Raw genomic sequence first — 22,285 nt, 5'->3', positions numbered from 1 at the left:
ACGAGCCAATCGGACATATCGGACCGCGTTACTGATCACGTCCATCTGTCAAGCCCCGTAACGCATTTCACACCTCCGCCACACCCAGCACCAGCACCTGGATCGCCAGCACCGCGGCCCCGCGCGCCCAGTCGTGGAAGTCGGAGACCTTGGTCTCCACGTCGAGCGGTGCCGCCAGCGGGTGCCGGTGGGCGCGCAGTGTGTCCTCCACCGCCTGCCCGGCCACGTCCATCAGGCCGACCCCCTCACCGGCGAGCAGGATCTTCTGCGGCAGCACGAAGTTGGCGATCTGGGCCACCAACACACCCAGCGCGCGGGCCGCTTCGCCGATCACCCGGGCGGACATGGGCTCACCGGCCGCGGCACCGGCGAGGATCTCCTCGTACGTGAGGTCCCGACCGGTGGCGGCCTGGACCTGGTAGCGGATGCTGGGGATGGTCAACAGCGAGACGGCACTGCCGCGTTCACCGGTGGGCGTGAGCGGGCCGTTGGGGTCCAGGATCCAGTGGCGTCCGAAGCCGCGGTCCTCCTCGGCGTGAGGCACCCGCCTGCCGCCGAGGACCAGGCCGTAGCCGACGCCCGCGCCGATGGTGAGGACGACGAAGCGCTCGAGGCCGCGCCCGGCACCGAACCAGGTCTCGGCCTCGACGAACGCGGCCACGTCGTTCTCCACGACGACCGGCAACCCGGTGCGCTCCTCGACCAGTTCGGCCAGCGGAACGTCGCTCCACCGCAGGAAGGCCGACTCCCCCACCACGGCACGGTTCCGGACGAGACCGCCGACACCGATACCTATGCCCGTGAGGGTGGGGAACCGGGCGGTGAGTTCGCCGGTCATCCCGGCGAGCAGGTCCGCGACTTCAGCGGGGTCGTGGGTGGTGAGCGGTCGGTCGAGGCGGGCGACGATCTCGCTCCTGAGGGTGGTGACGACGCCGTAGACCATGTCCTCGGTGACCTTGAACCCGAGGAAGGTGCGGGACTCGGCGACCACGTCGAGGGGTTGGGAGGGGCGGCCCTGGCGGACCTCGGCCGGGCCGCCGCCGTCGGGGACCTCGACCAGCAGGCCGGATTCGATCAGCGGTTTGGTGAGGCGGGTGAGGCTGCCCGCCGAGAGGTCGAGGCGCCGCGCGATGTCGGTGCGCGACAGCGGACCGTGGACGAGCACCTCGATCGCCACGGAGCGTTCGCCGGGGCTCAGCGGCTGCCAGCTGGCGGCACGTGTGGTCATGGGCGTCAGACTCCCACAAGCAAGATATTTTTTGCTCTAGAACTAACTAAGTCATCCTACGACCGAAATCCCGCGCGGAAGAGATGCTCGCACAGCTATTGACGCCACGATTGTTTCGCGTCAAAAGTAAGTCACCCGAGGACGAGCCGTCGCAGACGAAGGAGTCTCCAGATGACCACCGCCTCAAGCAGCCCCCCGTTGCGCCCACCGCGGGCCCGTGAAGGCGGGGGCGACGGACGGCTGGCGGCGGTCTTCATCGCCCCGGCCCTGCTGGGCTACCTGGTCTTCCTGCTCTGGCCGACCCTGCGGGGCATCTACCTGAGCTTCACCCGCTTCAACCTGCTGACACCGGCGAAGTGGGTGGGCCTCGACAACTACGACCGGATGGTCCACGACCCCATCTTCTGGTCGTCGTTGAAGGTCACCGTCGAGTACGTGTTCATCAACATCGGCGTCCAGACGGTGGCGGCCCTCGCCATCGCCGTCCTGCTCCAACGGCTCACCCAGTCCGCCCTGTTGCGCGGGATCGTGCTGACGCCGTACCTGATGTCGAACGTCGTCGCCGGCATCGTCTGGCTGTGGATCCTCGACACCCAGCTCGGCATCGGCAACGAGATCATCGGGGGACTCGGTTTCGACCGCATCCCCTTCCTCGCCGACAAGACCTGGGCGATCCCGACGATCGCCCTGATCAACGTGTGGCGGCACGTCGGCTACACCGCGCTGCTGCTGTTCGCCGGGCTGCAGGCCATCCCGAACGACATGTACGAGGCGGCGAAGGTGGACGGCGCGAGCGAGTGGCGGATGTTCTGGCGGATCACGATGCCGCTGCTGCGGCCGGTCCTCGCGGTCGTGCTGATCATGACGGTGATCGGTTCGTTCCAGGTGTTCGACACGGTCGCGGTGACGACCGCGGGCGGCCCGGCGAACGCGACGAACGTCCTCCAGTACTACATCTACGGCTCCGCCTTCGGGCGCTTCCAGTTCGGCTACGCGTCCGCGATGTCCGTGGCCCTGCTGATCGTGCTGAGCGCCATCACGTTCCTCCAGTACCGGCTCACCCGCGCCGGCCAGACCGACCTCGGCTGACCGGAGGAGACGACATGGCCACCCTGACCACCACGCCCCGCACACCCACGCCGACCGAGCAGGCGATCGCACGGCCGCCCCGGCACCGGATCTCCGTCGGCAAGGTCGCCGCCTGGGCCGCGATGACCGCGATCGTGCTGATCACCCTGCTGCCCTTCTTCTGGATCCTGCGCACCGCGCTCTCCACCAACACCGGGCTCGCCGCCCACCCCTCGGATCCACTCCCGGTCGACTTCACCACCGGCGGCTTCGAGCGGGCACTGGGCCTCCAGTCGACCAAGGAGGCGATCGCGCAAGGCGGTTCGGGCGGCGGACTCACCTTCTGGCGCTATCTGCTCAACTCGGTGATCGTCTCGACCCTGGTCACCGTCTGCCAGGTGTTCTTCTCCGCGATGGCCGCCTACGCCTTCGCCCGGCTGCGCTGGCGGGGCCGGGACCGGATGTTCGGGCTGTTCCTGGCCGGACTGATGGTGCCGGCCATCTTCACCCTGCTGCCGAACTTCGTGCTCATCAAGCAACTCGGCCTAGTGGACACCCTGTTGGGGATCGCGCTGCCGACGATGTTCATGACGCCGTTCGCGGTCTTCTTCCTCAAGCAGTTCTTCATGAACATCCCGCGCGAGGTCGAGGAGGCCGCCCTGCTCGACGGCGCGGGCAAGGTCCGCGTCTTCTTCCGGGTCCTGCTGCCGATGGCGTCCACGCCGATCCTGACGCTGGGCGTGCTGACGTACATCACGTCCTGGAACGACTACTTCTGGCCGTTGATGGTGTCGTACAGCGACAGTTCCCGCGTGCTGTCGGTGGCGCTGGCCATCTTCCGCTCGCAGACCCCGCAGACCGGCTACGACTGGTCGGGCCTGATGGCGGCGACCCTCATCGCCGCACTCCCGATGCTGGTGCTGTTCTCGGTGTTCGCGCGCCGCATCGTCAGCTCCATCAGCTTCACCGGAATCAAGTAAGGGGCAGGGCATGCGATTTCGTACGGTCATGGCACTGACCGGGGCGCTCGCGCTGTCACTGACGGCGGGCTGCGCGAAGGGCGACTCCGTGGGGTCGGCCTCGAACACGGTGACGTACTGGCTGTGGGACTCCAACCAGCTCCCCGCCTACCAGGCCTGCGCGAAGGGCTTCGAGCAGCGGAACCCCGGACTCAAGGTGAAGATCACGCAGTTGGGCTGGGGCGACTACTGGACCAAGCTCACCGCGAGCTTCATCGCTGGCACGCAGCCGGACGTGTTCACCGACCACATCCAGAAGTTCGGCCAGTTCGCCGACCTGAAGGTGCTGGCCCCGCTCGACGACCTCGGTCTCGACGACTCCGCTTACCAGCCGGGACTCGCCGCCAACTGGGTGGGCCAGGACGGTCATCGCTACGGCGCCCCGAAGGACTGGGACACGGTCGCCCTCTTCTACAACCAGAAGATGGCCAAGTCGGCCGGTCTCAGCGCCGACCAGTTGAACAGCCTGTCCTGGAACCCGACGGACGGCGGCACCTTCGAGAAGGCCATCGCCCACCTGACCGTCGACAAGAACGGCAGGCGAGGCGACGAACCGGGCTTCGACAAGAAGCACGTCAAGACGTACGGCCTCGCCAGCGGCGGCGCGGGCGACGCCGACGGCCAGACGACCTGGAGCCCCTTCACCGGCTCGGCGGGCTGGAACTACACCGACAAGAAGCGCTGGGGCACCGAGTACCAGTACGACAGCAAGACCTTCCAGTCCGTGATCAAGTGGTACTTCGGGCTGGCGAAGAAGGGCTATCTCGCGCCGTACACGGACTACAGCGACGGCGCCAACCCGGCCAACGCGCAGATCGCCTCGGGCAAGGCGGCCACCTCCTTCGACGGCGCGTGGATGATCTCCACGTACTACGCGGCCAAGGGCGTCAAGGTCGGCACGGCGTTCACGCCGGCCGGTCCGACCGGTGAGCGGGCGACCATGATGAACGGTCTCGCCGACTCGATCACGAAGAAGGCGCACAACAAACCTGGCGCGGAGAAGTGGGTCAAGTACCTCTCCTCCGACGAATGCCAGAAAACGGTCGGCGGTTACGGAATCGTGTTCCCTGCGACCCCCGACGGCACGGACACCGCCGTCGCCGCGTACAAGAAGAAAGGCATCGATGTCACGGCCTTCACCAGGTCGGTCGCCGACAAGAAGGACTTCACCACCTTCTCCTATCCGATCACCAACTACGCGGCGGACGTGTACGCGTTGATGCACCCCGCCATGCAGGACGTCTACGCCAACGACACACCCGTCAGCGGCCTGGGCAGGACGAACAAGCAGATCAACTTCATCCTCGGTCAGTGACGCATCGGTCGACGACCGGCGCGTCAGCGACATCCTCGTCAGAGAAGGACACGCACCTATGACGTTCTCCCTCGGCATCGTCGGAGCAGGCCAGTTCTCGGGCCAGTTCGCCAGACTGTTCCAGGCCCACCCGGGCGTGAGCGAGGTCCATGTGACCGACCTCCTGCCGGAGCGGGCGGAGCAACTGGCCGCCGAACAAGGGCTGGCGGGCACCTTCCCCTCCTACGAGGCCATGCTGGAGTCGAAGGCCGTCGACGCCGTCGCGATCTTCACCCAGCGCTGGACACACGGCCCGCTGGTCCTCCAGGGGCTCGGCGCGGGCAAGCACGTGTACTCGGCGGTCCCGATGGCGATCAGCGCCGAGGAGATCGCGGCGATCATCGACGCGGTCAAGGCGACCGGGTTGACGTACATGATGGGCGAGACGAGCCAGTACAACCCGGCGACCGTGCACGCCCGCAACCAGATCGCGGAGGGCGCCTTCGGGCGGATCTTCTACGCCGAGGGCGACTACGTCCACGACATGGATCTGGGGTTCTACGAGGCGTACCAGTACAGCGGCGGCGACAACTGGAAGGCCACCGCCAGCTATCCGCCGCTGCTCTACCCGACGCACTCGGTGGGCGGGGTGCTCGGCGCCTGGCAGACGCACGCGGTGAGCGTGTCCGCGATCGGGGTGGTCGACGAGCGTGGGGACGGGGTCTTCGACCGGGAGGTCAGCCAGTTCGGCAACGACTTCTCCAACGCGACCGCGCTGTTCGAGGTGGCGGGCGGCGGTTCGTTCCGTACGAACGAGTTCCGGCGGGTGGGCTATCCCTCGCAGATCCGGGAGTCGCGTTTCCGGTTCTTCGGCACGGACGCGAGCATGGAGCAGCTCGCGACGGTGGCCTTCTGGCAGGACAAGAAGGGAGTGAAGGACATCAGTGAGCTACTCGAACCCAAGCCCACCATGTCTCCTGACGATCCGTCACTCCAGCACATCGCGCCGGACCTCCGGGCCGCCTTCACCTCCGGTTCGGCCCCGGTGCACGACCGGTCGCGGCTGCCGCGGGAGTTCGACAACCTGCACAACGGCCACGAGGGCAGCCACCACTTCCTGGCGGACGACTTCGTGACCGCGGTCAACTCCCGCACCCTGCCGTCCGTGAACGCGTGGGTCGCGGCCCGCTACACCCTGCCGGGCATCGTCGCGCACGACTCGGCACGGCAGGGCGGGGTGAGGCTGGAGATCCCGGACTTCGGGGACGCGCCCGAGTAACGGGCTTGGTGCGCAAGCCGGGTGACTGACTGTCAGGTGCCCGGCTTGCGGCCGTAGACGAAGACGTCGTCGCCGTTCTTCAGGAGCGACCAGTACTTCTTCGCGGTGGCCGGGGTCATGTTGACGCAGCCGTGCGAGCCCGGCGGGTTCCACATGCTGAGGTTGACCGAGTGGAAGGCCTGGCCGCCGTCGAAGAACTGGCTGTACGGCATGGGCACGTTGTAGATGTCCGAGACGTGGTCGATGTCCCGCCAGTAGATCTTCTTCAGTCCGGTGCGGGTCTCGTAGCCGTTGCGCCCGGTGCGCACCGGGACCGGGCCGTAGACCAGCCGGCTGCCGTCCTGGATCCAGCTGATCTGGAGCGTGAGGTTGACGCAGGCGATCCGGCCCTTGTTGGTCGGGCACTTGCCGGCCGCGTTGGGCTTGTTGCCCACGGCCTTCTGCTTGTTCATCAGGTCCATCACACCCCAGGTGACGGAGCCCGCGTAGCCGATGTTCGGCGTGATGCCGTGCTTGGTCTGGAAGGCCCGGATGGCCTTGCAGTCGGCGGCCGACTGCTTACCGTCCACCGGCCGCCCGAGGAACTTCTCCACCTGCTTCTGGTACGGCCCCGCCTGCGTCGTACAACTCGCCGCCGCCTGCGCCGGCATGCTGCCCAGCGCGAGCGTGAGCGGCGCGACCAGCCCGGTGAGCCCGAGCACTACGGCACCTCGTCTGCGTATGTCCCCCATGGCCTGCCCTTTCCCCTTGCCGTATGCCGTAATCCCTACGGTCCCTGTGATTTCTGCCAGCTAGACCGGTACCTGGGGGTGCGGGTTGTAGTCCTGGGCACGCTGCGACGAAACGGTGACTTTCCGAGCCACCCGGTGACATTCCCGGAGCCGGTACCGCTACCAGCGAGCTCGTACCACTCCGTCGCCGTCGGGCATGACAGCGGTGAGCAGAGGCGCGCGTTCATCGGCGTACATGGACAGGAGCGTTGCGGCGTCGGCACCGGATATCCGGGCGGCCAGCTCCGGAAAGTCGTCCTCGTCAGCGATAACACTGTGGATCCGGCCGTCCTTGTCCTGCCAGACGCATTCGACGAGGCCGTAGGCAGGGAGGTTGCCCAGGACCGCTTCGATGTCGGAGGACAGGTCGGGCCATACGGCCAGCCGGGCGCGGGGAGTGATCCCGGCACGAACCGTGTCGATGATGTCGGCGCTGAGGCGGTGCCATCTTGAGGCGCCCTCGATGTACCTCTCCTCCAGGAGTCCGGCGCGGCCCGTGGCGACAGCCCGGTGCAGATCGGCCCAGAAATCGTCGTCGCCCGGCCGCTGGATGTTTTCGCTGTTGGTTTCCACCTCGTACGGAGAGGCGTCGATCCGTTCCGGGAACAGCCCGAGCGCGCGGGTTCGTGCCAGCGTCTCCTCGCAGGGCCGGGTGCTGCCGACGTAGAGGTACTGGTCCCAACCGACGTGCACTGCGAGTGTGCCCTCCGCCTCCAGCCGGCACCAGGCGCCGCTGTCGCGCAGCATGAGCCGCACCAGCTCCAGCCCGGCTTCGAGCGGCACCTCTGCCCCGTCATGGAAGCCGGTGAGGCCCGTCGGAAAGATTCCGGCGAGCCCGAAGCACTCCAGGGGCGGCTCGACGCCGAAGTGTGCGAGGGACGCGACCTGCGGCTCGCGGACGGACAGACGATCGATACCGACTTCCGCGGCGAACGCCTCGACCGCCCGAAGATAGGCGGCCTCTACCTCACCGTGATCGCTGGCAACGTCCTCAGTGCCGGTGTAGTGCCCGTGTTCGTCACGATCGGCGGGGTCGTACTTGGTGACGCGGTAGACGTAGGGGAGTTGCACCTCCCTATCCTCCAGCACGGCCCCGACGCCGCCCAACAAATTTCGAGGCGCCGACCACTGTGGTGAATCCCGCCCCACCGGTCCAGTTTCTCCGAAGTGGACCGATACCCGGTCCGCCCCCTCGCCCTACGCTGCCGCCCATGCACCGCACTCTCGCCGCCGATCTCGCCCGGCTCCCCGAACTCCTGCAGTCCGCCCGTGACTTCGCCGCCCGTGAGCTGGCCGGTGTGGCCGAGCGGCCGGTCGTTCACCCCGGGAAGGCGCCCGATCACGACCCGCTTCCGGCCGACGGGACCGGTGCCGAGGGGGCTCTCACGCGGTTCGCCGAGCGGTGGGCGCCCGGTTTCTCGGGGTCGGCGGGTCCGCGCTACCTCGGTTTCGTCACGGGCGGTGCGACGCCCGCGTCAGTCGCCGGGGACTGGTTGACCAGTGCGTACGACCAGAACGTCTCGGGCGCGGCCGGTTCCTGGGCGGCGGCGCTCGAGCGGGAGACGGTCGGCTGGCTGCGCGAGCTGTTCGGGTTGGGCGAGGCACACTCCGGGGCCTTCGTGACCGGCGCGACCGTGTCGAACACCGTGGGGCTCGCCGTCGCCCGCGAATGGCTCGGCGAGCGGCTGGGAGTGGACGTGTCCCGGGAGGGTGTCTCCGCGCTCGGCCCGGTCGACGTGCTCTCCGGCAGCCCGCACTCCAGCGTCACCAAGGCGCTGTCCGTGCTGGGCATCGGGCGGGACCGGCTGCGGCAGGTGCCCGTGCTCGCCGGAAACCGCGAGGCCGTCGACGTGTCCCAACTCGACGCCGCCCTCGCCGAGTCGGGCGGCCGTCCGGCGATCGTGGTGGCGAACGCCGGCACCGTGAACACCGTCGACTTCGACGACCTCCGGGCCATCGCGGCCCTCAAGGAGCGCCACGACTTCTGGCTGCACGTGGACGCCGCGTTCGGCGGTTTCGCCGCGCTCTCCCCCGCCCACGCCCACCTCGTCGACGGACTCGACGCGGCGGACTCGGTCTGCGTCGACCTGCACAAGTGGCTCAACGTGCCCTATGACGCGGCCGTCCAGTTCACCCGCCGCCCCGACCTCCAGACCAGGGTGTTCCACAACTCCTCCCCCTACCTCGGCCTGCCGACCGGCGACCCGGACTTCCTCCACCTCACCCCGGAGAACTCCCGGCGGCTGCGCGCCCTCCCGGCCTGGTTCTCCCTCCTGGCCTACGGCCGCGCCGGGCACCGCGAGATCGTCGAGCGCAACGTCGCCCTCGCGCACCGCCTCGGCGAGGGCATCGCCGCGCTTCCGGGCCTGCGGCTGTCGGCGCCGGTCCGACTGAACGTCGTCTGCTTCACGCTCGCCGAGAACCCGACGCGGGAACGGGTGGCCGCGCTGGCGGAGGCCGTCGCCGCGACCGGCGAGACGTTCCTGACTCCGACCGTGTACGACGGGACGCCCGCGCTTCGGGCCGCGTTCAGCAACTGGCGTACGTCCGGGGCGGATACGGACCGGGTGCTGGCGGCGCTGGCTTCAGCGACCCTCTGAAAGGGCCTGCCGGAAGCCGGTGTTGACCGCGGTGACCCCTCCGTCGACCGTGAGGGTGGTGCCGGTGATCCAGGAGGCGTCGCGCGAGGCGAGAAACGCGACGGCCGCGGCGATGTCCTCGGGCTCGCCGACCCGGCCGAGCGGATACAGCCCGCTCACCGCGTCGAGGTCGTCGTCCCGGCCCTCCCACGCGGAGGTGCGGACCGTGCCGGGCACCACCAGGTTGACCCGCACACCCCGCCGGGCGGCGTGTCCGGCGAGGGTGCGGGTGAGCGAAACGAGTCCGGCCTTGGCCGCGCTGTAGGCGTGGTTGCCGAAGTCCTGGGCCCCGTTGACGGAACCGATGCTGACGATCGCCCCGCGTCCGGAGGCGACCAGGTGCGGGAGTGCGGCGCGGCAGCAGCGGAACGTTCCCGTCAGCGTGATGTCGAGGTCACGCGCCCACTCGTCGTCCGGCTCGTCCTCGAAGCGCGGGACGTCGGGCGTGCAGTGCGCGGCGCAGTTGACCAGGACGTCGAGCGACCCGAAGCTGTCGACGGCGTGCGCGACGGCCCGATCGACCGCCCCCTGGTCCCCCACGTCGCAGCCCAACCCCTGTGCCGCCAGGCCGAGTTCACGCAGGTTCGCCGCCGTCTTCTCCGCCTCTGGCAGATCGGTGTCGGTCAGCAGGACCCGCGCGCCCTCCTCGCCGAGCCGCCGGGAGACGGCCGCACCGATGCCGCGGGCCGCACCGGTGACGAGAACTCCGTACCCCTCGAAGCGCGTTGTGTCAGTCATGGACGCGAACCTACTGCCGGAACGATCAACTCGGCAGATAGCGTGCGGACATGAACGCGTTTGTACAGCAACTGCCTGCGCTGATCGGTGTGGTGATCGGCGCGCTCGGTTCGTACGTGGCGATCGTGCGGGGTGAGCGGGTGAGGTTCCACCGTGAGCGGGAGGCCCGTTGGGAGGAGCGGCGGCTCGCGGTGTACACCGACTACGCACGAGTCCTGAAGCAGACGGTCACGCTCACCTATCGGGTCGCGTCCCACTTCCGCAACGACCCGCATCCCCACCCGCTTACGCCCGAGGAGGCGGCACCGATGATCGCCGACGCCGCGCTGGCCCGCGACCCGGCCGGGGAGACTCTGCTCATGTTGGGCAGCCCGGAGGTGGTGGCGAAGGCCCGGGTATGGGTCACCTCGGTGCTGGCGATGGAGCGGTTCCTGCGCGAGGGCAGGCACGATCCGGAGACCTGGCAGGACCTGCTGGAACGACAGCGGGAAGGCCGTCAGGGTTACTACGCGGCCGTACGTGACGATCTGGCCCTGCCACCAGGTCACTCGGCCGCCTGGGTACTGCCGCCCGTGCACCCCGCCTGAGCTACCGGTACCCACTCACATCCGCCGCCTTCCCCACGTCCTGCACCTCCACCAGATACCGCCACGCGTCCGGCCGACTCCCGTCGAGGTCCGTGAAGCCGTACTCCGGAGCGAGCCCCCCGCTCGACAGCGACTGCCCGTTCCAGCGGGCGACTTGGGGATCGGCGGCAAGGGCGGTGACGGCGCGGCCGACGTAGCGCGGGGTCTCCGAGATGGCGAAGTGGGGGACGCGGTCGAGGGCGTCGCGCCAGTTCTCCTCGCGGACGCCGAACTGGTCGAGCATGATCTCCGAGCGCAGCCAGCCCGGAGTGAGCGCCACGGCGGTGGCACCGCGCGGGCCGAGTTCGTGGCCGAGGGCGAAGGCCATGCGCAGGACGGACGACTTGGCGAGGTCGTAGAAGAAGGAGACGCGGTAGGTGTCGCGGTTGTACTCGGCGGTGCCGTCGGTGACTTCGACGACCAGGCCGCCGGGGCGGCGCAGCAGCAGGGGCAGGGCGTGGTGGCTGGTGATCGCGTGGGTCTCGACCGCGAGCCTGAGGAGGTGGAGCCCTTTGTCGAGGTCGTGTTCCCAGACGGGGGTGTCCCAGGCGAAGAGGTGTTCGCCGCCCCAGATGTCGTTGACGAGGATGTCGAGGCGGCCCTGTTCGTCGTCGATGCGGTCGACGAGGGTTCGTACGGCCGAGGAGTCGAGGTGGTCGGTGGGTACGGCGATGCCCCGGCCGCCGGCCGCCGTGACGAGGTCGGCGGTGTCCTCGATCGTCTCGGGCCGGTCGTACTCGGAACGCCGGGCGCGGGTGGTACGGCCGGTGACGTAGACGGTGGCGCCGGCCGCGCCCAGCTCCACGGCGATCCCGCGTCCCGCCCCGCGTGTCGCCCCGGCGACCAGCGCGACCTTGCCTTCCAGTGGGCCCGGCATGTCCGACCTCCCGTGTTCGTTCGACGTGTCTCGTGTCGATCGTGCACGGGAAGCCGGACATCTTCTGTCGGGATTGCGGCCGAGGCGTCAGTGGCCCCGCGCGATCCACTCCTCCAGGTGTGCGGCCTCGGCGCCGACCGTGGTCGAGTCGCCGTGTCCGGTGAGCACCTTCGTCTCGGGCGGGAGGGTCAGGAGGCGGTCGCGGATGGAGTCGATGATGGTCGGGAAGTGGGAGTACGACCGTCCCGTGGCGCCCGGGCCGCCGTGGAAGAGGGTGTCTCCGGTGAAGACCGTGCCGAGCCCGGGGTCGTAGAGGCAGACCGCGCCGGGCGCGTGCCCGGGTGTGTGCAGGACCTTGAGGTCGGCGCCCGCCGCCTCGATGACCTGGCCGTCGGCGAGATGGGCGTCGGGGTCGCGGTCGGGGTGGGTCTGCTTCCACAGGGGCAGGTCGTCGGGGTGCAGCCAGATCGTGGCGCCGGTGCGGTCCGCGAGGGCGGGGGCGGCGTCGATGTGGTCGTTGTGGGCGTGGGTGCAGATGATGGCGGTCAGTCTGCGGTCGCCGATCGCCTCGAGGATGGCGTCGGCGTCATGGGCGGCGTCGATGACGACGACCTCGTGGTCGTCGCCGACGATCCACACGTTGTTGTCGACGTCCCAGGTGCCGCCGTCGAGCGTGAACTGCCCTGAGGTGACGAGGTGTTCGATGCGGGTGGCCATCAGAGCACCACCACCGAACGCAGCACGTCGCCGCCGTGCATCCGCTCGAACGCCTTCTCCACCTCGTCGAGTTGGACCGTCTCGGTGACGAACGCGCCCAGATCCAGGCGGCCTTGCTGGTGCAGGTCGATCAGCATCGGGAAGTCGCGGGAGGGCAGACAGTCGCCGTACCAGGACGACTTGAGCGAGCCGCCGCGCCCGAAGACGTCCAGGAGCGGGAGTTCGAGCTTCATCTCGGGCGTCGGAACGCCGACGAGGACGACCGTGCCGGCGAGATCACGGCCGTAGAAGGCCTGCTTGTACGTCTCGGGACGGCCGACCGCCTCGATGACGACGTCGGCGCCGAAGCCGCCGGTCAGTTCGCGGATCGCCTCGACGGCGTCGGACGTCTTGGAGTTGACGGTGTGGGTGGCGCCCATCGAGAGGGCCTTCTCCAGTTTGCGGTCGTCGATGTCTACGGCGATGATCCGTGCCGCGCCCGCGAGGCGTGCCCCGGCGATCGCCGCGTCGCCGACCCCTCCGCAGCCGATGACGGCGACGGTGTCGCCGCGCCCGACGTTCCCGGTGTTGATCGCCGCGCCGATACCGGCCATCACGCCACAGCCGAGGAGACCGGCGACGGCCGGGGAGACGGTCGGGTCGACCTTGGTGCACTGCCCGGCCGCGACCAGCGTCTTGTCGGCGAAGGCGCCGATGCCGAGGGCCGGGGAGAGTTCCTGCCCTGTCGAGGCGAGGGTCATCTTCTGCTCGGCGTTGTGGGTGTTGAAGCAGTACTGCGGCCGGCCGCGCAGACAGGCCCGGCAATTCCCGCACACCGCACGCCAGTTGAGGATCACGAAGTCACCGGGGGCGACATCGGTGACGCCCTCGCCGACCGACTCCACGATCCCCGCCGCCTCGTGCCCCAGCAGGAAGGGGAAGTCGTCGCTGATGCCGCCCTGCTTGTAGTGCAGGTCGGTGTGACAGACCCCGCAGGCCTGGACCTTCACCACGGCCTCACCGGGTCCGGGATCGGGCACGACGATCGTCTCGACCCGGACCGGTTCGTTCTTTCCCGGCGCGATCACGCCGCGCACTTCCTGTGCCATGGTCCTGAACCCTTTCGTCGATCGTTGTCCCTGCCTGAGACCCTACGCGTGACTGATCGGTAAGGGCACGACGGAGGCTCGACACCATGGGCGGCGGCCGACGTAGCCTGAATGCTCCGACCGCATCCCGGGGAGCGCCGTGAGCATCGCAGGGACTCGGAGCGACCCGCCGGCCTGGCGGCTGCTCCTCGACTACGTACGGCCGCACCGCTGGGCCCTGTTGGCGGGCGCGCTGCTCTCGCTGGTCACCGGCGGCACCGGGCTGCTGCTGCCACTTGTGGCGCGGGGACTCATCGACGACCTCTCGCACGACCGGACGATCACCAAGGCGTTGCTCGCGATGTCGGCGCTGGTGGTCGCCAACGCGGCGGTGGGCGCGCTGGGTTCGTACGTGCTGCGGCGCACCGCCGAGTCGGTGGTGCTCGGTGCGCGACGCGCCCTGTCGTCGTATCTGCTGCGGCTGCGGATCAGCGCGGTGGACCGCAGCGAGCCCGGCGACCTGATGGCCCGCATCACCTCCGACACCACGCTGCTGCGCGAGGTCACCACCGACTCCCTGGTCGGGCTCGGCACCGAGGGGCTCATCCTCGTCGCGACGGTGGTGATGATGGGGCTGGTCGACCCCGTACTGCTTGCCGTCACCCTCGGCGTGATCGTGGGCGCGGGCACCGTGCTGAGTGTGATCGTGCCGCGCATCAACCGGGCCAGCCGGCAGGCGCAGGACGCGATCGGTGTGATGGGTGCCTCGCTGGAGCGGATCCTCGGCGCGCTGCGCACCGTGAAGGCGTCCGGCGCCGAGGACCGCGAGGAGCGCACCCTGCACGCGGCGGCCGAGGAGTCGTGGCGGCAGAGCATCCGCGCGGCCAAGTGGGCAGCGGCGGCGGGCAATACGGCCGGTCTGTCGATGCAGATCGCGTTCATCACCGTCCTCGCGGTGGGCGGGGCGCGCGTGGCGACGGGCGCGATAAACGTCGGCACGCTGGTCGCCTTCCTCCTCTACGTCTTCTACCTCATGATGCCGATCCAGCAGGTCGTCGGCGCGATCACGCAGTACCAGACGGGCGCCGCGGCCCTGGCCCGCATCCAGGAAGCGCTCCAGCTCCCCGCCGAACCCCCGTCCCTGCCCGCCCAGTTGCCCTCCCCCGGCGCCGAGCCCGCGGCCCTCGCCTTCGACGACGTCCGCTTCCGCTACGCCGACGACCTGCCCTACGTCCACCACGGCGTGACCTTCTCCGTGCCGGCCCAGGGCATGACGGCGTTCGTCGGCCCGTCCGGCGCGGGCAAGACCACCGTGTTCTCCCTCATCGAGCGGTTCTACGACCCCGAGTCCGGCGCCATCACCCTCGACGGCCGGAACCTCGCGGACTGGGAGCTGTCCGGACTCCGCTCCGCCATCGGCTACGTGGAACAGGACGCCCCGGTCCTGTCGGGCTCCCTTCGCGACAACCTGCTGCTCGGCAACCCGGACGCGAGCGCGGACGACGTAACCCGCGTCCTGAAGACGACCCGTCTCGACGGCCTGGTCGCCCGGCTCCCCAAGGGCCTCGACACCCTGGTCGGCCACCGCGGTACCCGCCTCTCCGGCGGCGAACGCCAGCGTGTGGCGATCGCCCGCGCCCTGCTGCGCCACCCCCGCCTGCTGCTCCTGGACGAGGCGACCTCGCAGCTGGACGCGGTCAACGAGGCCGCCCTGCGCGACACCGTCGCCGATGTGGCCCGTACGACGACGGTCCTGGTCGTCGCGCACCGGCTGTCCACGGTGACGATGGCCGACCGGATCGTCGTCATGGACGCGGGCCGGGTCCGCGCGGTGGGCACGCACCGGGAGCTGGTGAGCGCGGATCCGCTCTACGCGGAGCTGGCGGCCACGCAGTTCCTGGCGGCGGCGGGCTGATCCCGCCGCACGACTGAGGGCCGCCCGTTTCCGGACGGCCCTCAAGGTCTGCGCGGCCTCGCTACCCGACGGCGGGAAGGAGTCCCGTGACCGGCGCGGCCATGTCGGTGACCTGGTGCAGCTGCTGAAGGTCGTTGAGGTGGTTCAGCGCCTTCATCTGGTCGGCGACCTTCGGGATCTGCGCCTGGTGCTCGGCGGGGATCTCGCTCACCGCGAGGGAGTCCAGCAGGGCGACGGGGCTGACCTTGCCGTCCTTGAGGGCGGGCGCGTCGGCGGCGTTCGCCATCGGCGCGACGAGGCCGGTGACCCCGACGGCGAGACCAACGGCGGCGGCGATACGTCGTGTTGAGATCATGCTTCCAGCAACGCGGACGGTAGCCGCACGGTCACGGGCACCGGTCACCACTCACCCGTGAGGCGGAGCGCGCCGCTCGGTTTGCCGACCCCGGCGAGGCGGAGGAGTCTCGTAGTAGAGGCCCGCGCGGCTCGCTCTTGTTCGGGCCGCGGCCCTCGGAGGAGGTCACTATGGGCACCGCGGCACGCCCCGGCTTCGACACCGAAGCCCTGCGCCGGGGCATAGAAGATCACACAGCGGCGACACTTCTGTCGCTCTACGCCGACGACGCGGAGATCCACGTCGTCGACCACCAGACCCAGCCCAGCAACCCCAAGGTCCTGCACGGCCGGGACGAGATCGGCGCCATGCTCGCCGATGTCTACAGCCGCGACATGACGCACAAACTGGAGGAGTGCGTCGTACAGGGGGACCGAGTCGCCTACAGCGAGTCCTGTCAGTACGCCGACGGGACCCGGGTCCTGGCCGAGTCGATGCTCGTGCTGAACGACGGCAAGATCGCCCGGCAGACCATGATCCAGGCATGGGACGGCTAGCGAGACTGGTGCCGAAGGTCCGGGTCAACACCCGGCTGACCTGGACCTTCTCGGCCAGTACGGTACCCGCGGGCCCCGCTAGGACTCGACGGCGAGGACCAGTTTCCGCAGCAGGTCTGCGAGCGTCCGCCGCTCTGCTGGGTTCAGCGCTGCGAGCAGCGCGAGCTCGCCCGCTTCCTCCGCCGCCACGTGCTCATCGAGGACCGCGTATCCGGCGTCGGTGAGCCGCACCCGCACCCGCCGGCGGTCCCTCGTCTCATGAGTGCGGACGATCAGCCCCGCCTCCTCGACGGCCGCCAGCCGCGCGGAGAGCGCCCCACGGGTCAGTCCCAGCAGTTCCGCCAGCCGTGACGGGCTCGTCTCGTACGGCGGCCCGAGCCTGCGCAGCATGAGCAGCACCTTGAACTGCCACTGCTTGAGCCCGTCGGCGTCGAGCACGTCCCGCCGCGCCTGACCGGCATGGCGGGCCAGGATCGCCAGCCGGAAGAAGATCTGCTCCTTCACCGGGTCCATCCAGGAGAGTTCCTTCGCCCAGAGCGCCACGTGCCGGTCGACCGAGTCCTCCATGCCTGCCTCCCGCAGTGGTTTTCTTGTGGATAGTTTTTCGCATAACTACCTTCCGCGTCATGACATCCACAGCGAACGCGGTCGTCCCCGTCGAAGAACTCATCGCCGCCGCCCACGAGTTGAGCGTTACAGGACGATGGGAGCGCGCCTCCCGTCTGCTGGACGCATGCGCCACCGACGAACCGGGCCTCCGGGCGCGGATCGCCCGCGCCGCCGCCCAAGTCGCCCTGGAACAGGACTGGTTCGCGGGTACGGACACCGCGACGGCACGTATCGAGGCGGCCGGGAAGGAGTTCCCGGACGGCGACTGGGACGTGGAGTTCGCGCGGCTGCGGAACACCTATCGACGGCTGCTCGTCGTCGACGGCCGGCTCCGGCTGGGCCCGGCCGGGAAGGAACCGGAAGCCCTCGCATCCCTGCTCCGCGAGGCGGAGGCGCTGCGGGACGGCGCCCCGGACGAGGGGCGGCGGGGCTGGGCGGAGATGTACCTCGGCCTGATCACGGACAACCACTTCGCCGACCTGGCGGGAGCACCCCCGCACTACGAGTCCGCGCTGCGCGCCGCCGAATCGGGCGACGACCCATTGCTGGCCCGCGAGGCCCTGCGCCACCTGGGCGATCACGACCACGACGCCGGTGACCACGACCTGGCCCTGGAGCGCTGGCGCCGGGCGACCACGCTGGGCGCAGGTGCGGGCACGGTCCCCGGCACGCTCTCCCAGCAGTTGCTGCTCGCCGTGCTGGCCCGGGACTCCGGCGACGAGGCCGGGGCCAGGGCGCTCGCGACGGAGGTCGCCCGCTGGGCGGAGGCCATCGGGGCGCCACGCCTCGCCGCGCAGGCCCGGGACTTCCTGACCGGCGTCGACCCGACGGCACCGCCTGCGGAGAACGGGTCCTGACGGCCGTAGAACTCTCTCGGTTAGGCTGTTCGTGGGCCGTGACTGGCGCTGAGGTGGAGCACCACCGTGGAGCGGCCCACGCGGAGTGAATGCCGTGCGCCTGGGCGATCGGTCAACCAGCTCAGGAGTGGATCATGTCTCAGGCACGGCTCATGGACGGTACGGCGCTCGCGCGGCGTATCGTCGAGGACACCGCGAAGCAGGCCGCCGACCTCACGGAACGCACCGGTACGGCGCCCTGTCTGGCGACGGTCCTGGTCGGCGCGGACCCGGCCTCCGTCACCTACGTCCGGATGAAGCAGAACCGCAGCCGCAAGGCCGGCATCGAGTCCCGGCATGTCGAACTCCCCGCCGCCACGACCACCGCCGAACTGGTCGCCGCCCTCACCGCGCTCTCCGCCGACCCCACCGTCCACGGCATCCTGCTCCAGCACCCGATGGGCGAACACATCGACGAGCGGGCCGCGTTCGAGGCGATCGCGCCGGAGAAGGACGTCGACGGCGTCACCTTCGCGTCCTTCGCGGCGATGAGTTTCGGCCTGCCGGGCTTCGTGTCCTGCACGCCCGGCGGCATCATGCGGCTGCTCGACGAGTACGACGTCGACCCGTCCGGCAAGCGGGCGGTAGTCGTGGGCCGCAGCGCGATCCTCGGCAAGCCGGCCGGCATGCTGCTCCTGGCCCGCGACGCGACGGTCACCTACTGCCACTCCCGCACCCGCGACCTGTCGGCGGCGGTCCGCGAGGCGGACATCGTGGTCGCGGCCGTGGGCCGCCCCCGGCTGATCCGCGGCGAGGACATCAAGCCGGGCGCGGTCGTGCTCGACGCCGGCTACAACGCGGGCAACGTCGGTGACGTCGACTTCGACTCCGCCGCCGGGCGCGCCTCGCTGATCACTCCGGTACCGGGCGGCGTCGGCCCGATGACCATCGCCACGCTCCTGGAACAGACCGTGACGGCCGCGGCCCGGCAGCTCGGGGTGTGATCAGCGCGTCCACGCGCTGTAGTCCATGACGTCCCCGGCCTTGACGCCGTACTCGGGCTGGTCCTTCGTGAAGGTGCTCTCCGTCCCGAGGACGGCGCCGGTGGCCGGATCCATGATCAGCATCAGACGGCTGTCCGACTGCCGGTACACATAGGCCTCCCCGCGCCGCCCGAGTCGGTCGGTCACCTCCCCCGCCGGCCGCAGCCCGTCCGCGCCCGCGAGCAGCCGCGCCAAAGCGGCCGACTCACGCGCCCCGAGCGTCCAGTGGTCCAGCAACTCCCCCACGGCGGCGAGGAGTTCGGGGGTGGTCAACGCCGTCTTGCTGTACGCGGTCTCCTGGAGATACTCCCGCAGTCCCGCCACGTCGTGCGGGGGCCGGGCCTCGGGCGGGACATCGCTCCAACTCGGCGGATATGTAGTCTCCTTGACGACATGCCCGTCCTCGACGACACGCTCCGTGTGACTGTCGTCCGCGTTCCAGCGCACGATGCGTTCCTCCGGGATGGTGACCGGTGGCTTGTTGTCGGACATGCCGAGACTCCACGTCTGCACGTGGGTTCCCTTGCGCAGCACGGGAGTTCCGTCGACCGCGACCGCCGCGGCGAGTGCGGCGAGCTGTTTCAGGGACACGGGCGTGGAGTGCGCCTGCACGACCAGGGGACGGGGCGCCGCCACGGCGGGAGTGCCGCTCGGTCCACCCAGCAGCAGCGTGAACACGGTCGCCACTACGGCGACTCCGGCCACGAGACTCAAGTGCAGCCGACGACGCCGTTCGTGCAGCAGCCGGTTGAGCCGACGCGAGGCGTGGTGGTCAAGGGGCCCGTCGCCGTAGACGGGGCCATCGGCCGTGAACGGGTTGGCGCCACGCAGGAGTTCAAGGTCATCAGCCATGGCGACGGTCCTTAGAGGGTCGGTTCATGAAATGCGCCTCAGCTGGGGCGCCCCATAGGGGCGCGGGGAACTGCGCGACCAGCCACGACGGCGCAGCAGCCGATCGACAACACATCACGCCACTCCTCCGGCCACCACGCTCAGCCGTTCTATCTCCGCTCTCAACCTCCGCCGCGCCCGATGCAACCGCATAGCCGCAGCCCGCGTCCCGCACCCCAGAACGACGGCAACCTCCTCCACCCCCAGCTCCTCCCACGCAGTCAGCCGCAGCACCTCCTGATCGGCCGAAGACAACCGCGCGAGCGCCTCGTGCACCCAGGAACCGGGCGCCTCCGCGTCCGGCCCCGCCGCAACCTGCCGCCGATGCGCGCTCTCGTCATTGCCCACCCGCTCGACGAGCCGGCGCCGGCGCCCATACCCCCGCACCGCGTTGGCCAGGCAGTTGCGGGCAACGCCGTACAGCCAGGGCAGCGGCGCCGGCGGCAGATCCGCACGGCGGCGCCAGGCGACGGTAAAGACCTCCGCCACCACTTCCTCCACCTCACCGCTCCGCCCGTCCAGTCGCCGGGCAACGTAGCGGCTGACCGCCCAGTAGTGCTCGCGATAGGCAGCGGCGAAGATCTCGTCGTTGCTCATGTTCCGTTCGTGTCCGGCACCCGGGCGATCGTCACACCCGATTTCGTGATTCTCGTCGCGCCCGTCGAGTGTGACGGGCGGGCGGGGCGCGGACACAGGCGGGGCGTGAGAGACCTCAAGAGCATCAAGTGGCTGACGACCACGGATCACAAGACGATCGGCACGCTGTACCTCGTCACGGCGTTCGGGTTCTTCCTGATCGGCGGCGTCATGGCGCTGCTGATGCGCGCCGAACTCGCCAGACCCGGGCTACAGATCATGTCCAACGAGCAGTTCAACCAGGCGTTCACGATGCACGGCACGATCATGCTGCTGATGTTCGCGACGCCGCTGTTCGCCGGCTTCGCCAACTGGATCATGCCGCTCCAGATCGGCGCCCCGGATGTCGCCTTCCCCCGCCTCAACATGTTCGCCTACTGGCTCTACCTGTTCGGCTCGACGATCGCGGTGGGCGGCTTCCTCACCCCGCAGGGCGCGGCCGACTTCGGCTGGTTCGCCTACTCCCCGCTGTCGGACGCGGTCCGCTCGCCGGGCATCGGCGCCGACATGTGGATCATGGGTCTGGCCTTCTCCGGCTTCGGCACGATCCTCGGTGCGGTCAACTTCATCACCACGATCATCTGCATGCGCGCACCGGGCATGACGATGTTCCGCATGCCGATCTTCGTGTGGAACGTGCTGCTGACCGCCGTCCTCGTTCTGCTGGCCTTCCCGGTCCTCGCCGCCGCGCTGTTCGCGCTGGAGGCGGATCGGAAATTCGGGGCACATGTCTTCGACGCCGCAAACGGCGGTGCGCTGCTGTGGCAGCACCTCTTCTGGTTCTTCGGGCATCCAGAGGTGTACATCATCGCGCTGCCGTTCTTCGGCATCATCTCCGAGGTCATCCCGGTCTTCTCCCGCAAGCCGATGTTCGGCTACATGGGACTGGTCGCGGCCACGATCTCCATCGCCGGCCTCTCCGTGACCGTGTGGGCCCACCACATGTACGTCACCGGCGGAGTCCTCCTCCCGTTCTTCTCCTTCATGACGTTCCTCATCGCCGTACCCACCGGCGTGAAGTTCTTCAACTGGATCGGAACGATGTGGAAGGGGTCCCTGAGTTTCGAGACCCCGATGCTCTGGGCCACCGGCTTCCTGATCACGTTCGTGTTCGGCGGCCTGACCGGCGTGATGCTCGCGTCCCCGCCACTCGACTTCTCGACCTCGGACTCATATTTCGTGGTCGCGCACTTCCACTACGTCGTCTTCGGCACCGTGGTCTTCGCGATGTTCTCCGGCTTCCACTTCTGGTGGCCGAAGATGACCGGCAAGATGCTCGACGAGCGCCTCGGCAAGATCACCTTCTGGACGCTGTTCATCGGCTTCCACGGCACCTTCCTGGTCCAGCACTGGCTGGGTGTGAACGGGATGCAGCGCCGGATTCCCGACTACCTCGCGGTGGAGGGCCTGACGTTTCTCAACACGGTGTCGACGATCTTCTCGTTCCTGCTCGGCGTGTCGATCCTGCCGTTCCTCTACAACGTGTGGAAGACGGCCAAGTACGGCAAGAAGGTCGAGGTCGACGACCCGTGGGGCTACGGCCGTTCACTGGAGTGGGCGACATCCTGCCCGCCGCCGCGGCACAACTTCCTCACCCTCCCCCGCATCCGCAGCGAATCCCCGGCGTTCGATCTCCACCACCCCGATGTCCCGGCCCTGGAACGGGAGTTGACGTCGCGGTGACCGCCATGGATGAACACTCCCTGGACCCGGGGTCGTTCCTCAACGAGATCGAGGGACACCTGCTGATCGCGGCCACCCACACGGAGGGTCGAGCCGCCGCCGCACGCTTCACTGCCCGGCTCGAATGGCTCACCGACGGCCAACGGGCGGAGGTGGCGCGGCAGTTCGAGGCGGAGTACCTGGCGCTCACCCGGAAGTCGTGGCAGCGCACCGCCGCACGGAGCCGTCAGCTGCGGGACGAGTACGAGGGCGCGTACCGCCGACTGCGGCAACGCGCCCTCGCCTGTTGTCTGTTGGCGTGCGCCCTGTTCGCGGCGACGGGTCTGGTCGCCATCGCGCTCGCCTAGGCACAGACGTGCCGCCCCCCCCCCCAACCCGGCGGCCCGCCCCCCCCCAACAACTACTCGAACACCAAATGGAGGTGCTCCGGGCCCGCGACCACACCATCAAACACGGTCC

General features: G+C 69.3%; 23 protein-coding genes and 1 riboswitch. Of the genes, 12 read left to right on the top strand and 11 right to left on the bottom strand.

Going from position 1 to position 22,285, the window contains the following annotated elements; genetic code table 11:
* Window positions 1-67 precede the first annotated feature (67 nt).
* Window positions 68-1,228, bottom strand: a complete 1,161-nt coding sequence (locus ACFXC1_RS03935) for an ROK family transcriptional regulator (RefSeq protein WP_381238364.1) — start codon at window positions 1,226-1,228, stop codon at window positions 68-70.
* A 171-nt stretch (window positions 1,229-1,399) separates the two neighbouring features.
* On the opposite strand from ACFXC1_RS03935, the gene ACFXC1_RS03930 reads away from it, so the two are divergent.
* Genes ACFXC1_RS03930 through ACFXC1_RS03915 form a run of 4 tightly spaced genes read left to right on the top strand, consistent with a single transcriptional unit; the run spans window position 1,400 to window position 5,888 of the window.
* Window positions 1,400-2,317, top strand: coding sequence for a carbohydrate ABC transporter permease (locus ACFXC1_RS03930; RefSeq protein WP_381238361.1), 918 nt, complete (start codon window positions 1,400-1,402; stop codon window positions 2,315-2,317).
* 14 nt (window positions 2,318-2,331) lie between these two features.
* Window positions 2,332-3,276, top strand: a complete 945-nt coding sequence (locus ACFXC1_RS03925; RefSeq protein ID WP_381238359.1) for a carbohydrate ABC transporter permease — start codon at window positions 2,332-2,334, stop codon at window positions 3,274-3,276.
* Between the two features lie 10 nt (window positions 3,277-3,286).
* The gene (locus tag ACFXC1_RS03920; protein ID WP_381238357.1) at window positions 3,287-4,630 is read left to right on the top strand and encodes an ABC transporter substrate-binding protein; all 1,344 of its coding nucleotides are present in this window, start codon (window positions 3,287-3,289) and stop codon (window positions 4,628-4,630) included.
* Window positions 4,631-4,688: 58 nt separating this feature from the next.
* Complete coding sequence (locus tag ACFXC1_RS03915; protein ID WP_381238354.1) at window positions 4,689-5,888, top strand: Gfo/Idh/MocA family protein; 1,200 nt, start codon at window positions 4,689-4,691, stop codon at window positions 5,886-5,888.
* A gap of 32 nt (window positions 5,889-5,920) precedes the next feature.
* Here the strand turns inward: ACFXC1_RS03915 and ACFXC1_RS03910 are convergent, their stop codons facing one another.
* Both ACFXC1_RS03910 and ACFXC1_RS03905 read right to left on the bottom strand, forming a co-directional pair.
* Entirely contained in the window at window positions 5,921-6,619 is a 699-nt protein-coding gene (locus ACFXC1_RS03910) for a L,D-transpeptidase family protein (RefSeq protein WP_381238351.1), read from the bottom strand.
* Window positions 6,620-6,778: 159 nt separating this feature from the next.
* Window positions 6,779-7,729: an RNA-binding protein gene (locus ACFXC1_RS03905; protein WP_381238349.1), complete on the bottom strand. Its 951-nt coding sequence runs from the start codon at window positions 7,727-7,729 to the stop codon at window positions 6,779-6,781.
* A gap of 140 nt (window positions 7,730-7,869) precedes the next feature.
* Here ACFXC1_RS03905 and ACFXC1_RS03900 point away from each other — a divergent pair, with 140 nt between their 5' ends.
* On the top strand, window positions 7,870-9,258 hold the full coding sequence (locus ACFXC1_RS03900; RefSeq protein ID WP_381238347.1) for a pyridoxal phosphate-dependent decarboxylase family protein: 1,389 nt from the start codon (window positions 7,870-7,872) through the stop codon (window positions 9,256-9,258).
* Here ACFXC1_RS03900 and ACFXC1_RS03895 read toward each other — a convergent pair.
* Entirely contained in the window at window positions 9,244-10,035 is a 792-nt protein-coding gene (locus tag ACFXC1_RS03895) for an SDR family NAD(P)-dependent oxidoreductase (RefSeq protein ID WP_381238344.1), read from the bottom strand. The genes ACFXC1_RS03900 and ACFXC1_RS03895 overlap by 15 nt on opposite strands.
* Before the next feature lie 50 nt (window positions 10,036-10,085).
* On the opposite strand from ACFXC1_RS03895, the gene ACFXC1_RS03890 reads away from it, so the two are divergent.
* Window positions 10,086-10,622 carry a hypothetical protein gene (locus tag ACFXC1_RS03890; protein WP_381238342.1) on the top strand — a complete coding sequence of 179 codons (537 nt, stop codon included), beginning with the start codon at window positions 10,086-10,088 and terminating at the stop codon, window positions 10,620-10,622.
* 1 nt (window position 10,623) lies between these two features.
* Here the strand turns inward: ACFXC1_RS03890 and ACFXC1_RS03885 are convergent, their stop codons facing one another.
* The 3 genes from ACFXC1_RS03885 to ACFXC1_RS03875 all read right to left on the bottom strand — a co-directional run bounded on the left by ACFXC1_RS03885 (window position 10,624) and on the right by ACFXC1_RS03875 (window position 13,343).
* Window positions 10,624-11,538, bottom strand: coding sequence for an SDR family oxidoreductase (locus ACFXC1_RS03885; RefSeq protein ID WP_381238340.1), 915 nt, complete (start codon window positions 11,536-11,538; stop codon window positions 10,624-10,626).
* 87 nt (window positions 11,539-11,625) lie between these two features.
* Window positions 11,626-12,255: an MBL fold metallo-hydrolase gene (locus ACFXC1_RS03880; protein ID WP_381238337.1), complete on the bottom strand. Its 630-nt coding sequence runs from the start codon at window positions 12,253-12,255 to the stop codon at window positions 11,626-11,628.
* Complete coding sequence (locus ACFXC1_RS03875) at window positions 12,255-13,343, bottom strand: S-(hydroxymethyl)mycothiol dehydrogenase (RefSeq protein ID WP_381238334.1); 1,089 nt, start codon at window positions 13,341-13,343, stop codon at window positions 12,255-12,257. Before ACFXC1_RS03875 ends, ACFXC1_RS03880 begins: the two co-directional genes overlap by 1 nt.
* Window positions 13,344-13,482: 139 nt before the next feature.
* Between ACFXC1_RS03875 and ACFXC1_RS03870 the strand changes: the two genes are divergently transcribed.
* Complete coding sequence (locus ACFXC1_RS03870) at window positions 13,483-15,237, top strand: ABC transporter ATP-binding protein (RefSeq protein ID WP_381238331.1); 1,755 nt, start codon at window positions 13,483-13,485, stop codon at window positions 15,235-15,237.
* 61 nt (window positions 15,238-15,298) lie between these two features.
* Here the strand turns inward: ACFXC1_RS03870 and ACFXC1_RS03865 are convergent, their stop codons facing one another.
* The gene (locus tag ACFXC1_RS03865) at window positions 15,299-15,592 is read right to left on the bottom strand and encodes a hypothetical protein (protein ID WP_381238329.1); all 294 of its coding nucleotides are present in this window, start codon (window positions 15,590-15,592) and stop codon (window positions 15,299-15,301) included.
* Between the two features lie 170 nt (window positions 15,593-15,762).
* Here ACFXC1_RS03865 and ACFXC1_RS03860 point away from each other — a divergent pair, with 170 nt between their 5' ends.
* Window positions 15,763-16,128 carry a nuclear transport factor 2 family protein gene (locus ACFXC1_RS03860; protein WP_381238327.1) on the top strand — a complete coding sequence of 122 codons (366 nt, stop codon included), beginning with the start codon at window positions 15,763-15,765 and terminating at the stop codon, window positions 16,126-16,128.
* Window positions 16,129-16,206: 78 nt separating this feature from the next.
* Here ACFXC1_RS03860 and ACFXC1_RS03855 read toward each other — a convergent pair whose 3' ends face one another.
* The gene (locus ACFXC1_RS03855; protein WP_381238325.1) at window positions 16,207-16,695 is read right to left on the bottom strand and encodes a MarR family winged helix-turn-helix transcriptional regulator; all 489 of its coding nucleotides are present in this window, start codon (window positions 16,693-16,695) and stop codon (window positions 16,207-16,209) included.
* Between the two features lie 59 nt (window positions 16,696-16,754).
* Between ACFXC1_RS03855 and ACFXC1_RS03850 the strand changes: the two genes are divergently transcribed.
* Together ACFXC1_RS03850 and ACFXC1_RS03845 are read left to right on the top strand one after the other, a co-directional pair.
* Entirely contained in the window at window positions 16,755-17,594 is an 840-nt protein-coding gene (locus ACFXC1_RS03850; protein WP_381238323.1) for a hypothetical protein, read from the top strand.
* 28 nt (window positions 17,595-17,622) lie between these two features.
* Window positions 17,623-17,707: riboswitch (ZMP/ZTP riboswitch) on the top strand.
* Between the two features lie 21 nt (window positions 17,708-17,728).
* On the top strand, window positions 17,729-18,577 hold the full coding sequence (locus tag ACFXC1_RS03845; RefSeq protein WP_381238321.1) for a bifunctional 5,10-methylenetetrahydrofolate dehydrogenase/5,10-methenyltetrahydrofolate cyclohydrolase: 849 nt from the start codon (window positions 17,729-17,731) through the stop codon (window positions 18,575-18,577).
* Here ACFXC1_RS03845 and ACFXC1_RS03840 read toward each other — a convergent pair whose 3' ends face one another.
* Together ACFXC1_RS03840 and ACFXC1_RS03835 are read right to left on the bottom strand one after the other, a co-directional pair.
* Window positions 18,578-19,468 carry a CU044_5270 family protein gene (locus ACFXC1_RS03840; protein WP_381238319.1) on the bottom strand — a complete coding sequence of 297 codons (891 nt, stop codon included), beginning with the start codon at window positions 19,466-19,468 and terminating at the stop codon, window positions 18,578-18,580.
* 114 nt (window positions 19,469-19,582) lie between these two features.
* Window positions 19,583-20,104, bottom strand: coding sequence for an RNA polymerase sigma factor (locus ACFXC1_RS03835; protein ID WP_381238316.1), 522 nt, complete (start codon window positions 20,102-20,104; stop codon window positions 19,583-19,585).
* Window positions 20,105-20,209: 105 nt separating this feature from the next.
* Here ACFXC1_RS03835 and ctaD point away from each other — a divergent pair, with 105 nt between their 5' ends.
* Together ctaD and ACFXC1_RS03825 are read left to right on the top strand one after the other, a co-directional pair.
* Window positions 20,210-21,826, top strand: a complete 1,617-nt coding sequence (ctaD, locus tag ACFXC1_RS03830; RefSeq protein WP_381238313.1) for an aa3-type cytochrome oxidase subunit I — start codon at window positions 20,210-20,212, stop codon at window positions 21,824-21,826.
* Window positions 21,827-21,831: 5 nt separating this feature from the next.
* The gene (locus tag ACFXC1_RS03825; protein ID WP_381238310.1) at window positions 21,832-22,173 is read left to right on the top strand and encodes a hypothetical protein; all 342 of its coding nucleotides are present in this window, start codon (window positions 21,832-21,834) and stop codon (window positions 22,171-22,173) included.
* Window positions 22,174-22,285: the final 112 nt, after the last annotated feature.

This window comes from Streptomyces hokutonensis (assembly GCF_042751305.1).
GTDB lineage: Bacteria > Actinomycetota > Actinomycetes > Streptomycetales > Streptomycetaceae > Streptomyces > Streptomyces hokutonensis_A.
The sequence above is the reverse complement of the archived record's forward strand: the minus strand, read 5'-3'. Positions and strand labels throughout refer to the sequence as shown.

What these genes read in the sequence shown, in the direction of transcription:
- ACFXC1_RS03930 (WP_381238361.1), top strand. Translation starts at nt 1,400, where the DNA reads ATGACCACCGCCTCAAGCAGCCCCCCGTTGCGCCCACCGCGGGCCCGT.
- ACFXC1_RS03875 (WP_381238334.1), bottom strand. Translation starts at nt 13,343, where the DNA reads ATGGCACAGGAAGTGCGCGGCGTGATCGCGCCGGGAAAGAACGAACCG.
- ACFXC1_RS03925 (WP_381238359.1), top strand. Translation starts at nt 2,332, where the DNA reads ATGGCCACCCTGACCACCACGCCCCGCACACCCACGCCGACCGAGCAG.
- ACFXC1_RS03845 (WP_381238321.1), top strand. Translation starts at nt 17,729, where the DNA reads ATGTCTCAGGCACGGCTCATGGACGGTACGGCGCTCGCGCGGCGTATC.
- ACFXC1_RS03935 (WP_381238364.1), bottom strand. Translation starts at nt 1,228, where the DNA reads ATGACCACACGTGCCGCCAGCTGGCAGCCGCTGAGCCCCGGCGAACGC.
- ACFXC1_RS03920 (WP_381238357.1), top strand. Translation starts at nt 3,287, where the DNA reads ATGCGATTTCGTACGGTCATGGCACTGACCGGGGCGCTCGCGCTGTCA.
- ACFXC1_RS03840 (WP_381238319.1), bottom strand. Translation starts at nt 19,468, where the DNA reads ATGGCTGATGACCTTGAACTCCTGCGTGGCGCCAACCCGTTCACGGCC.
- ACFXC1_RS03890 (WP_381238342.1), top strand. Translation starts at nt 10,086, where the DNA reads ATGAACGCGTTTGTACAGCAACTGCCTGCGCTGATCGGTGTGGTGATC.
- ACFXC1_RS03835 (WP_381238316.1), bottom strand. Translation starts at nt 20,104, where the DNA reads ATGAGCAACGACGAGATCTTCGCCGCTGCCTATCGCGAGCACTACTGG.
- ACFXC1_RS03855 (WP_381238325.1), bottom strand. Translation starts at nt 16,695, where the DNA reads ATGGAGGACTCGGTCGACCGGCACGTGGCGCTCTGGGCGAAGGAACTC.
- ACFXC1_RS03885 (WP_381238340.1), bottom strand. Translation starts at nt 11,538, where the DNA reads ATGCCGGGCCCACTGGAAGGCAAGGTCGCGCTGGTCGCCGGGGCGACA.
- ACFXC1_RS03895 (WP_381238344.1), bottom strand. Translation starts at nt 10,035, where the DNA reads ATGACTGACACAACGCGCTTCGAGGGGTACGGAGTTCTCGTCACCGGT.
- ACFXC1_RS03860 (WP_381238327.1), top strand. Translation starts at nt 15,763, where the DNA reads ATGGGCACCGCGGCACGCCCCGGCTTCGACACCGAAGCCCTGCGCCGG.
- ACFXC1_RS03850 (WP_381238323.1), top strand. Translation starts at nt 16,755, where the DNA reads ATGACATCCACAGCGAACGCGGTCGTCCCCGTCGAAGAACTCATCGCC.
- ACFXC1_RS03825 (WP_381238310.1), top strand. Translation starts at nt 21,832, where the DNA reads ATGGATGAACACTCCCTGGACCCGGGGTCGTTCCTCAACGAGATCGAG.
- ACFXC1_RS03910 (WP_381238351.1), bottom strand. Translation starts at nt 6,619, where the DNA reads ATGGGGGACATACGCAGACGAGGTGCCGTAGTGCTCGGGCTCACCGGG.
- ACFXC1_RS03880 (WP_381238337.1), bottom strand. Translation starts at nt 12,255, where the DNA reads ATGGCCACCCGCATCGAACACCTCGTCACCTCAGGGCAGTTCACGCTC.
- ACFXC1_RS03900 (WP_381238347.1), top strand. Translation starts at nt 7,870, where the DNA reads ATGCACCGCACTCTCGCCGCCGATCTCGCCCGGCTCCCCGAACTCCTG.
- ACFXC1_RS03865 (WP_381238329.1), bottom strand. Translation starts at nt 15,592, where the DNA reads ATGATCTCAACACGACGTATCGCCGCCGCCGTTGGTCTCGCCGTCGGG.
- ACFXC1_RS03915 (WP_381238354.1), top strand. Translation starts at nt 4,689, where the DNA reads ATGACGTTCTCCCTCGGCATCGTCGGAGCAGGCCAGTTCTCGGGCCAG.